The sequence below is a fragment of the Pantoea sp. CTOTU49201 genome, assembly GCF_032054795.1.
Taxonomy (GTDB): Bacteria; Pseudomonadota; Gammaproteobacteria; order Enterobacterales; family Enterobacteriaceae; genus Pantoea; species Pantoea symbiotica.
Genome location: NZ_DAMBSA010000123.1, coordinates 1 through 11075, shown reverse-complemented (window position 1 = coordinate 11075; position 11075 = coordinate 1). Strand labels below are relative to the sequence as shown.

Below are 11075 nucleotides of genomic sequence, written 5' to 3'. Positions count from 1 at the left end.
CGAGATTCGCCGCGCGGAAAAGATTGAAAGCCGACAAGGTGCCGAACTCAAAGTAGGTCAGTGAAATGTCACCGCGCCCGGCTTCAATCGCGGCAAAACTGGCGCTGTGCTGCGCTTCATCCAGTTCAGCGCCCTGCACACGAACACGTTCGGTGTAACGCACCAGATGGGGCGAGCTGTAAACGCCCACGCGATAGCCCGCAGCCATCAACAGCGTTTCCAGTGTGCGACAGGTGGTGCCTTTGCCGTTGGTACCGGCGACGGTGAAGACAAAAGGAGCGGGTTTGAGCAGGTCGAGGCGTGCGGCGACGCGTTGAATACGATCCAGACCCAGTTCAATGGCCTGCGAGTGCAGATGCTCAAGATAATGAAGCCACGTGGCCAAAGGCGACGTGGCTTGAGGAAGGAGAAGATTATCCATGTGTCCCGTTTACTGATTTACGGTGCATTGATAAAAAGGCGCATTGCTGCGCCTTTCCGTTGCCTGTCAGGCTTCGTTGCTCTCCGGCTCAGCCACATTAGGCTGATCACCATCCAGCTGCGGCGCTGGCAGGTTCATCATTTTCGCCAGCAGGCTTGCCAGCTTAAAGCGCATTTCCGGACGACGGATGATCATGTCGATCGCGCCTTTCTCAATCAGGAACTCACTGCGCTGGAAGCCCGGCGGCAGTTTTTCACGCACAGTCTGCTCGATAACACGTGGACCGGCAAAGCCGATCAGCGCTTTCGGTTCCGCCACGTTGAGATCGCCCAACATCGCGAAGCTGGCTGAAACGCCGCCCATGGTTGGGTCGGTCAGCACGGAGATGTACGGCAAGCCGCGCTCCTGCATTTTCGCCAGTGCCGCACTGGTTTTCGCCATCTGCATCAGCGACTGCAGCGCTTCCTGCATACGTGCACCGCCTGACGCGGAGAAGCAGATCAGTGGGCAGTTGTCTTCCAACGCCTGCTCAACGCCACGCACAAAGCGCGCGCCAACCACTGAACCCATTGAGCCGCCCATAAAGGAGAACTCAAAGGCCACAGCAACAATTGGCATGCCGTGCAGCGTGCCTTTCATCGCCACCAGCGCGTCTTTCTCGCCGGTATCTTTCTGTGCGGCGACCAAACGGTCTTTATACTTCTTCGAGTCGCGGAACTTCAGCAGATCCTTCGGTTCCAGCTCGCTACCTAGCTCAACCAGCGAACCTTCATCCAGCATGCTATGCAGACGCTCACGGGCGTGCATGCGCATGTGATGGTCGCACTTCGGGCAGACCTCGAGGTTACGCTCCAGCTCGGCGCGGTACAGCACCTGTCCACAGCTATCGCACTTGGTCCACACCCCTTCCGGGATGCTGGCTTTGCGCGTTGGCGTGGCAGTGCTTTTATTCAGTATGCGTTCAATCCAGCTCATTGATGACCTTTCTATTTAATGCTGACCTGGTCCAGTCTTCTCATTGCTGCTGAAATCACCTTCAGCAGGCCGTAAATGTCGCTCATTAAACCACAACCCGTTCACGCTGTGGATAAAAATCTGGTTACGAGCTTACTGTGACTTCTGCTGGCGGCGATGACGCCACACTTCAATTACGCCTGGCAGTATGGAAACCACGATGATGCCAACGATCAGCAGCTTCAGGTTCTCCTGCACAATCGGCAGGTCGCCAAACAGGTAACCGGCGTAAGAGAACAGCAGCACCCACAGCAGTGCGCCCGTAACATTGTAGAGCGCGAAGTGGCGATAAGACATGTGTCCCATCCCTGCCACAAAGGGGGCAAAGGTTCGCACGATTGGTACAAAGCGCGCAAGTATAATGGTTTTGCCACCGTGGCGATCGTAGAACGCGTGGGTTTTATCCAGGTAACTGCGGCGGAAAATTTTCGAGTTCGGGTTACTGAACAGCTTCTCACCGAACAGACGACCAATGGTGTAGTTCACCGCATCACCGAGGATAGCGGCGATCACCAACAGCGTCACCATCAGATGCACGTTGAGGTCGTTACCCGGCAGCGCCGCCAGCGCACCGGCAACAAACAGCAGGGAATCGCCTGGCAGGAACGGCGTGACCACCAAACCGGTTTCACAGAACAGAATCAGGAACAGAATGGCGTAAATCCAGATGCCGTACTGCGCAACCAGCTCGGCCAAATGCACATCAATATGCAGAATAAAATCGACTAAAAAGTGGATGAACTCCATATAACCACAACTCCCCAAAAATCCATCAATTAACGGTTAATCCGCGAGGAACAAGGGTCCCAACGCAGGCTGAGGTAATGCAAAGTGGGATGGATAATCCACCGCCACCAGATAAAGCCCCTCGGCTTTGGCGGTCGCCGCCGCCAGCTTACGATCTTTGGCCGCCAGCAGCGTCGCCATCCACTCTTCCGGCTGATTGCCGGTGCCGATTTCCATCAGGCTGCCAACAATGTTACGCACCATGTGATGCACAAAAGCATTGGCTTTGATATCCACCACCACATACGGTCCATGACGTGTGACGTTGAGATGCATCACGTTGCGCCACGGCGTGCGTGACTGACACTGCACCGCACGGAACGAGGTGAAATCGTTCTCGCCAATCAGCGCCTGCCCTGCGCGCTGCATCTTCTCCGCGTCCAGCGGATGGTAATAATGGGTAATGCCATTGCCCAGAATCGCCGGACGCAGCCGATGGTTGTAAATCACGTAGCGATAGCGGCGTGCTGTCGCGCTAAAACGCGCATGGAACTCCTCCGGCACCGCTTTCACCCAACGCACCGCGATGTCATCGGGCAGATTCGCATTTACGCCTAACGTCCAGGCTGCGTCAGCGCGCGGCGAAGTGGTTTCGAAATGCACCACTTGTCCGGTACCGTGCACGCCAGCATCGGTACGGCCAGCGCAGAACACCACCACCGGATGATCCGCCACTTTCGACAGCGCCTTTTCCAGCTTTTCCTGCACGCTGCGCACTTCATTTTGCCGCTGCCAGCCGTAATAACGGCTGCCATCGTATTCAATACCCAACGCCAGCTTAAGCGTCTTACCTTCAGGCAACATTAATAGAAATACTCCTGCACCAGTTTCTCAGCAGTTTTTACCGCCATCAGTGCACCGCCGAAACGGATGTTGTCTGCCACAGACCAGAACTGCAGCAGCTCTGGGATGCCGTAATCATTGCGCACGCAGCCAATGCTCAGCACGTCGCTGCCAGATGCATCGCCCACCTGCGTTGGGTAATCGCTCTCTTCGCTCAGGTTGATATCACCGGAGCGGCCCAGTTCATCGCGCGCTTCTTCTGCAGAAAGCGGGCGCAGATTCTCCACGTGCACGATCTGCGCGTTGCCGTAGAACACTGGCGCCTGCACGCTGCTTACCGCAATCGGCAAACCTTCGTCCTGCAGCACTTTACGCACCTGCTCAACCACGCGGCGCTCACTCTCGACGCTGCCATTGCTGTCAGCCAGCAGCGGCAAAATGTTGAACGCCAGCTGGCGGCCAAAGTAGTGCTGCTCCGCAGGCACGCCGTTCAGCAAACGCGCACTTTCACCGGCCAGGCCATCAACTGCCGCTTTGCCGTGGCTGGAGGCCGCAATCAGGTTGGTGACCTGCAAACGGCTCAGACCGGCGAGATCCACCAGCGGTTTGATTGCGCACAGCAGCTGGCTCACCAGGCTGTCGGCCACGGTCACGATGTTGCGATTGCGATAATCAGCCAGCACCTGTGGATTCACATCTGGCACCACCAGCGGCACATCCGGTTCGAGCGCGAACAGGTCGCTGCTATCGATCACCAGACAACCCTGGCTGGCGGCTTCTTCGGCATAGCGCGCCGAGGCTTCACGACCCGCAGTGAAGAACGCCAGCTGCACCTGCGTCCAGTCAAATTCGGCCGCGTCCTGAACCAGCACGGTACGTCCCTCAAAACGTTTGTTCTCACCGGCACCGTTTTCACTCGCCAGCAGATACAACTCACCAACCGGGAACTGGCGTTCAGCCAGCAGTTCCAGTACAGCGTTCCCTACTGCGCCTGTTGCGCCCAAAAGCGCGATATTCCAGCCGTCAGACATGTTGGTTACTCCAAAGATTGACACAAAAACAGAAGGCGATGAAAACATCGCCCGAGATTTAGGAATTATCCCCCGCAATATTGCAGGTGATTGAAATTTCTTTACAAACTGGCGCGGAAGCCAAGTTGATTGAGCATCGCCGCCGTCTCCGCATTATCGCAATGCACCTGCAGCGATGACCATTCACGACGCTCTTCATATTGCTTGCGCAGGCGATCAAACTCGCCTGGCTTTGCCGCCACTTTACGCAGTGGCGCATCGTCGCGGCGCACATCATACACCAGATGCACTAAGCGTTTTAGCGTTGGCTGATCGAGCTTGCCGCGCAGGGTGATAGAACCAAATTCCGGTGCCGGCAGCAGGCTTTCCAGCGCCACCTGCTGCGGCTGGCCGATAAAGTCGCACCAGGCTTCAAACACTTGCGTGGTGCCGCGCGCTTTACCTTCCAGCGTGTAGCCGGCGATATGCGCGGTGGCGATATCGACTTTATCCAGCAGCTCGAGCGACAGATCCGGCTCCGGCTCCCACACATCCAGCACCACGCTGAGATCGTGACGCATCTTCAGCACTTCCAGCAGCGCTGCGTTATCCACCACCGGACCGCGGCAGGCGTTGATCAGAATGGTGTTGGGTTTAAGCGCCATCAGCAGCGCCGCATCGGCCAGATGCCAGCTTTTATACGGGCCATCTTTGAACAGCGGCGTGTGGAAGGTTAGGATGTCGGCCTGCGCCACCAGATCATCCAGCGAATGGAAGGTTTCCTGATCGCCACGATCGGCGCGCGGTGGATCGCACAGCAGCGTTTTCACGCCCCAGGCTTGCAGACGCTTCTGCAGGCGGCCGCCAACATTACCCACACCAACAATGCCCACCGTGCGATCGCGCAGTTCAAAACCATCGCGCTCCGCCAGCAGCAGCAGCGAGGAGAACACATACTCCACCACCGCAATGGCGTTACAGCCTGGCGCCGCAGAGAAGCTGATGCCTGCCGCCGCCAGCGATGCATCATCAATATGATCGGTGCCCGCCGTCGCGGTGCCGACAAACTTCACCGGCGTACCGTCCAGCAGCGCCGCATTCACTTTGGTGACGGAACGTACCATCAGGCCATCGGCATCTTGCAACTCGGCTTCTGGCAACGGACGTCCCGGCACCGCCACAACATCGCCGGTGCGGCTGAACAGTTCACGGGCATAAGGCATATTTTCATCGACGAGAATTTTCACTGCGGCGGTCCTGTCTGCTGAGAATTTTAAGGCGCATATGTTGCCATAAAGCCGGGGATTAACCTAACCGACTGCGATAGCGATCGGGCGTGGTACCGGCCTGCTGCTGGAACATCACAATCAGCGCCGAGGCCGAGCTGTAACCCAACTCATGCGCGATGCCCTGCACGCTGCAGCCCTGCTCCAGCAGCGCGATAGCACGCAGAAAGCGTAAACGTTGCCGCCACTCGCTGAACGACATATTCAACTGCTGCTGACAGCGTCGCGCTAGCGTACGCTCGGTGGTGAACACGCGCTTCGCCCATTGTGCCAGCGTGGTGTTATCGCCGGGATGCGCTTCGAGCGCGCGCAGAATCGGCGCGAGGAATTTGTCATCCGACATCGGTAAATAGCTGTTGTGTACCGGCGCCAGACGCAGGCGATCGATCAACACTTCACACATGCGCCAGTCGGCTTGCGTCTGCGGCTGCTCCAGTTCACGGCGGGCAAAATCATTCATGATGGCGTGCCCAATGGCATCGACATGCAATAAGCAGGCTTTATCCGGCAGGCCCGCGCAGAGATCGGCGGCAAGATTAAAGGTGCGAAAACGCGCATCGTTGTGGTTGTAGCTGCTGTGACGATGGCCGGCCGGGATCCAGATCGGAATATCGGCAGGCGTCAGCAGACGTTCGCCCTCCACTTCCATCTCCAGTACGTGGCTGGTAACGAAAATCACCTGGCCCCAATCATGCGCATGCGTGAGGTATTCGGTTTTGGCGTTGACCTCGTCGTAACGCATAAAGAAGCGCAGCAAGGGCGCATCAATCGGCGGCTGGTATTCGACTTGAAGATTCATTCTGTCCGGTCACTAACGAATATTGTCCGATTTTAACTATCTGCTTTAAACCGGTCAAACGTAAACTATTCGCGATTATCTGAGGAGCTGTATCATGAATTTACTGTTTCCGCTGATCGCGGTGCTGATCTGGTCGATCAACACTATCGTCAGCAAACTCTCGGCGGGAAGTATCGATCCTGCGGCGATCTCCTTCTATCGCTGGCTGCTGGCGTTGGTGGTGCTACCACCGTTTTGCCTGCCGGGCGTGTGGCGCCATCGTCACACCCTTCAAGCCAACGGCTGGCGATTGCTGATCCTCGGCCTGCTCGGCATGGTGCTGTATCAAAGCCTCGCTTATTACGCGGCACACAGCGTTTCTGCGGTGATGATGGGGATTCTTGGCGCGACCATTCCGCTGTTGACCATTCTGCTCAGCCTGGTTGTGCTGCGCCTTGCGCCGACGCGCGGCATTTTGATTGGCGGCTTGCTGTCTTTCGCCGGTTTGGTGTGGCTGGTGAGCGAAGGCAATCCGGCGCAGTTGCTGAATCAACGGCTCGGCAATGGTGAATTGATGATGCTGGCAGCGTCCACTTCCTACGCTTTATACGGCGTACTGACCAAACGCTGGGCGATTCCGCTGCCAACCTGGCAAAGCCTGTATGTGCAGATTTTCTTTGGCGTGCTGCTATTGCTGCCTGGCTTCCTGCATGCGCCGGATGTCACGCTCAATATGCACAATCTGCCGCTGGTGCTGTATGCCGGGCTGTTTGCGTCGATCATCGCACCGTTCCTGTGGATCCTTGGCGTGCAGCGTCTGGGTGCCAGCACCACCAGCATTTTTATGAATTTCGTACCGGCGTTTACGGCCATTATTGCCGTGATGTTCCTACATGAGCAGCTGCACGCCTATCACTGGATTGGCGGTGGCATGACGTTAGTCGGCGTTATTCTGGCGCAACGTCTGAAAACCCCGCTGCGTAAGCCACGTAGCGCAACCCTTGCCGATCCCGCCGCCTGATTTTATTATCCGGAAAGGCCGCAGCCCCCGTGGATTTCCTGGGGGCTTTTGCTATCATGTGGCCTCTTTTTTCCGGCGCACCCGGATCTGACCCGTTTTCAAGGATTCCGCCATGCAACCTCTCAGCGGTCCCGGTGTGCCCGCGGGCGATCGTTCCCCTTTATCTCAGGCCACTGGCCCGACGCGTCCTGGCGGTCCAGCCGGTGAACAGCCGCTTTCTCCTGCCCAGCGCACCACGCTGGAACGCCTGATTGTGCGCATCATGTCTTTGAGTACGCTGAAAGCGCCGGAACTCTGGGCTGGCGTGCGGCATGAAGTTGGGGTGAAGAGTGAAGCGGAGCTGCAATCGCGCCACTTCCCGGCGGCAGAACAGCATCTCAATGGTCGCTTGACGCAAGTGCAAAACAGCCTCGCTACGCGCCAGCTGCTGCAACAGCTGCTGGAGAAATTGCCGCAGGGCAATAATCGCCAGGCGGTGAGCGAATTTATTCGTCAGCAGTTTAATCAAACGGTGTTGAGCGCGTTGTCGCAGGATCAGCTGCGTCAGGTGCTGACCATGCTGCAAAACGGTCAGATGGCGATCCCGCAGCCGCAGCAAACCCGCGTGTCCGATCGCAGTTTGCTGCCGGCAGAGCAGCAATCGCTGAATCAGCAGGTTACGCGTCTTGCAGCGAAAACCGGTGAATCGCCGGTGAAATTGCTGGCCGATACGCTGAAGCTGGTGCATCTGAAAAGTGGCGATCCGATTCCATCACGCCACTTCCCACTGCTGACGCAATATTTGCAGGTGCGTCAGACGCTGGCTCAGCACAGTGCGCCGACTTTGCAGATGCTGGAAACCTCGCTGCGCCAGCCGTTAACCCACGATGAGCAGCGACTGCTGGAAGATTACAGCCAGCAACGTTTCCAGGCGCTGCCGACCACCGTGCTGACGCCAGCGCAGACGCAGGATCTGCTGAATCTGCTGTTTAGCCGCCGCGCCGAGAAACTGCATGAGCAGCCGCTGGCCGATAGCCAAATTCGTCCGCAGCCAATCTGGTCGCCATTTATCCAGATGCTGCCGCAGCCGCTGGCCCAGCGCCCGGCACTCACGCTGATTGCCGGTATCTTCCTGTTCATCTTCCTGCTGTGGCTGTTTATCTAGCAGCCGCAGTTGGCAGCGGGCGTGGCGTGCGGCCATTCACCCGCTGCCGCGCCCCACGCCATTGGATGGCCATCGCGCTTCCAGAAATCCAGCCCGCCAATTAACTCCTTAACCTGAAAACCCAGCGATGCCAGCTTGAGCGCGGCTTTGGTTGAGCCGTTACAACCGATGCCGTCGCAATAGGTGATGTAAACTTTGCTGCGATCAAGATGCGCAGTGGATTCCGCATTCATGGTGCGATGCGGAAACGAAAGAGCTCCGCAAATATGGCCGGCCTGATAAACCTCGTCAGAACGCGCATCGATCACCACGATTGCCGTGATGCCCTGCGCCAGATCCTCCGCTAAATCCCACGCATCGGTGTAGTACGCCAGTTTATGTTGCAGATACGCCACGCTTTCGCTGGCGCTGGCTGGGGAAAATTTCAAAACTGCTGACATCGCATTCTCCTGTTGTGATTTTCACCCAGTTTACGGCAAAGTGGTCTGAATATTGATACCACTTATGGCATAGCGATAAGACCATTATGACCACTTCATTTCTCGCGCTGTTTAGCCATCAAACTCAGGGCGGTTTGCGTGAGCGGCTGTGCAATACCTTGCGTCAGGCCATCGCCAACGGGCATTTGCGGCATGCGCAAAAGTTGCCGTCCAGCCGCCAGTTAGCCAGCGATTTATCGCTGTCGCGCGTCACGGTGGAGGCGGCGTATGCGCAGCTTGAAAGTGAAGGTTATCTGCAGCGTCACGGCGGACGCGGGACGTTTGTGTCGATTCGCATGGCGTCGCCCACGCAGAAAACTCGCATCGAGCGCTCGCCGCACTTTTCCCAGCGCGGCCAGCAGGTTTTGGCAACCGGCGGCTGTCAGGATCCGCCCTTTCCTCACGCCTTTGCCGCCGGTTCGCCCGAGTTACGCGCTTTCCCGCACGCGCAGTGGCGTCGTATCAGCAATCAGGTTCAGCGCTTGCTGGGCAGCAAAGTGATGGGTTACGGCGATCCGCTTGGATTGCCGTCGCTGCGGCAAGCGGTGGCGGATTATCTGGCGCTGTCGCGCGGCGTACGCTGCACGGCGGAACAAGTGGTGATCCTCACCAGCTCGCAGCAGGCGCTGCAGCTGCTGGCGCTGATGTTCCTCGATACGGGTGACGAAGTGTGGCTGGAAGAGCCAGGTTATCCCGGCGCGCGCAATGCGTTTCTTGCCGCCGGGGCGCGCTGTCGCGCCATGCCGCTGGATGCGGAAGGTGCAGTGCCGCTGAGCGGCAGCGCGAAACTGGTCTATCTGACACCGGCGCATCACTATCCCACCGGCACAGCCATGAGCCTGGCGCGGCGCTTGCAGTGGCTGGCGTGGGCGCAACAGCAGGATAGCTGGTTGATCGAGGACGATTACGACAGCGAATTTCATTACGAGGATCGCCCCGCTCCGGCGCTGCAAGGATTAGCCGCAGATGGTCGGGTGATTTGCCTGGGTACCTTTTCCAAAACGCTGTTCCCGTCGCTGCGGCTGGCGTGGATAGTGGTGCCGCCACAACTGGTGGAGCCGTTGGGCCGCGCGCGCAGCGTGATGGATGGTCATAGCGCATTGCTGCCGCAGGCGATCAGCGCGGAGTTTTTGCAGCAAGGCCATTTCTCCAGCCATTTGCGCCTGATGCGCCAGCTCTATAGCAGCCGACGTGACTGCTTGCAGGCGCAAATTGAAACGCGCCTGCAACCGTGGCTCAAACCGCTGCCAGCGGCCGGCGGCTTACAATTGACGGTACAACTGCTGCAAGGTGATGAAGCGCGCTTAACCGCACAGGCAAAAGAGAGCGGATTGCTGCTGCCGCGCCTGTCCCCGCTTTATGCCGGTGAAGTGCAGCAAGCGGGCTGGCTGCTAGGGTTTGCGGCGCTGACGCCCGGTGAGATTGTCAGCGCCTGCGATAAGCTGGTTACGCTGTTGTCGCACTCCGTGCAAACGTCCAGGTGACCAGAATACCCAGCGCCGCACAGCAGGCACCCGCGACATAGACCGATCCGTAACCCAGCGCCGTCGCCAGCAAGCCGGTCAACGGGCCGCTGGCACCGTACGCGATATCCTGAAATGCCGAGAAACCGCCGAGCGCGGTGCCGCGAATCTGTGGCGATACGCGCTTAATCACTTCAACGCCCAGCGCCGGGAAGATCAGCGAGCAGCCGCAGCCGGTCAGGGACGCGCCAATCAGCGCCATCCAGCCGGAACTGGCGAACGCCAGCAGCAGCAGACCGGCGGTTTCCACCAGCAAAGAGACCATCGCCACTTTTACGCCACCGTGTCGATCCGGCAAGCCGCCAAAGAACACACGCACCAGCACAAACGCACAGCCAAAAGCGGTCAGCGCGAAACCGGCATTGCCCCAGTTTTCCGCAGCAAAATAGAGTGACGTAAAGGTGCCGATTACCGCAAAGCCGGTGCCCTGCAATGCCAGCGCCAATCCTGGCTGAAAGATAATCTTCACTACGCTGAACAGCGATGGCCGCTCGCCACCGGCGACCGGCACTTTACCAATCCAGCTGTTGATCCCAAGCGCCAACAACGGCAGAACCAGCTCGACAGCGCCCAACGCAGCAAAGCCGCCATACTGATTAATCAGCAAGCCGAGCGGTGCGCCAGCCGCCAGCGATCCGTAAATTGCCATACCGTTCCATGACATTACTAATCCGGAACGTTTGCTGCCCACCAATCCCATGCCCCAGGTCAGATTGCCGGTCAGCAGCAGGCTTTCGCCGAATCCTAACAGCAAGCGCCCTACCGCCAGCAAACCAAACTTCGTCCACGGAGAAACCGGTAACAACGCCGCCGCCAGATACGCCACACCC

At 58.1% G+C, this 11075-nt stretch carries 11 protein-coding genes and 1 pseudogene; 3 read left to right on the top strand and 9 right to left on the bottom strand.

Annotation, left to right across the window (positions count from 1 at the left end; translation table 11 throughout):
- The 7 genes and pseudogenes from RTY00_RS10900 to RTY00_RS10870 all read right to left on the bottom strand — a co-directional run.
- Positions 1-421: pseudogene (locus tag RTY00_RS10900) on the bottom strand (bifunctional tetrahydrofolate synthase/dihydrofolate synthase); the annotation flags it as partial.
- Between the two features lie 66 nt (positions 422-487).
- Positions 488-1396 (bottom strand): acetyl-CoA carboxylase, carboxyltransferase subunit beta, encoded by a 909-nt coding sequence (accD, locus tag RTY00_RS10895; RefSeq protein ID WP_008105205.1) that lies wholly within the window; start codon positions 1394-1396, stop codon positions 488-490.
- 132 nt (positions 1397-1528) lie between these two features.
- Positions 1529-2182, bottom strand: a complete 654-nt coding sequence (locus RTY00_RS10890; protein ID WP_008105206.1) for a DedA family protein — start codon at positions 2180-2182, stop codon at positions 1529-1531.
- A 36-nt stretch (positions 2183-2218) separates the two neighbouring features.
- Positions 2219-3025 (bottom strand): tRNA pseudouridine(38-40) synthase TruA, encoded by an 807-nt coding sequence (gene truA, locus RTY00_RS10885; RefSeq protein WP_091003723.1) that lies wholly within the window; start codon positions 3023-3025, stop codon positions 2219-2221.
- Positions 3025-4035, bottom strand: coding sequence for an aspartate-semialdehyde dehydrogenase (locus RTY00_RS10880; RefSeq protein ID WP_312664435.1), 1011 nt, complete (start codon positions 4033-4035; stop codon positions 3025-3027). The genes truA and RTY00_RS10880 overlap by 1 nt, the downstream gene beginning before the upstream one ends.
- Positions 4036-4136: 101 nt before the next feature.
- Entirely contained in the window at positions 4137-5261 is a 1125-nt protein-coding gene (pdxB, locus tag RTY00_RS10875) for a 4-phosphoerythronate dehydrogenase PdxB (protein ID WP_312664434.1), read from the bottom strand.
- Between the two features lie 58 nt (positions 5262-5319).
- Positions 5320-6099: an AraC family transcriptional regulator gene (locus tag RTY00_RS10870; RefSeq protein WP_008101234.1), complete on the bottom strand. Its 780-nt coding sequence runs from the start codon at positions 6097-6099 to the stop codon at positions 5320-5322.
- A 94-nt stretch (positions 6100-6193) separates the two neighbouring features.
- Between RTY00_RS10870 and RTY00_RS10865 the strand changes: the two genes are divergently transcribed.
- Together RTY00_RS10865 and flk are read left to right on the top strand one after the other, a co-directional pair.
- Positions 6194-7099, top strand: a complete 906-nt coding sequence (locus RTY00_RS10865) for a DMT family transporter (RefSeq protein WP_312664433.1) — start codon at positions 6194-6196, stop codon at positions 7097-7099.
- Between the two features lie 112 nt (positions 7100-7211).
- On the top strand, positions 7212-8243 hold the full coding sequence (gene flk, locus RTY00_RS10860) for a flagella biosynthesis regulator Flk (protein WP_008101238.1): 1032 nt from the start codon (positions 7212-7214) through the stop codon (positions 8241-8243).
- On the opposite strand, the gene RTY00_RS10855 is transcribed toward flk, so the two are convergent.
- Positions 8240-8683, bottom strand: coding sequence for a rhodanese-like domain-containing protein (locus RTY00_RS10855; RefSeq protein ID WP_154155808.1), 444 nt, complete (start codon positions 8681-8683; stop codon positions 8240-8242). The two genes, flk and RTY00_RS10855, sit on opposite strands and share 4 nt — an antisense overlap.
- Before the next feature lie 86 nt (positions 8684-8769).
- On the opposite strand from RTY00_RS10855, the gene RTY00_RS10850 reads away from it, so the two are divergent.
- Entirely contained in the window at positions 8770-10206 is a 1437-nt protein-coding gene (locus tag RTY00_RS10850) for a PLP-dependent aminotransferase family protein (protein WP_312664432.1), read from the top strand.
- Here RTY00_RS10850 and RTY00_RS10845 read toward each other — a convergent pair.
- A partial coding sequence (locus RTY00_RS10845) for an arabinose transporter (protein WP_312664431.1) occupies positions 10169-11075 on the bottom strand: 907 nt, incomplete at its 5' end. The two genes, RTY00_RS10850 and RTY00_RS10845, sit on opposite strands and share 38 nt — an antisense overlap.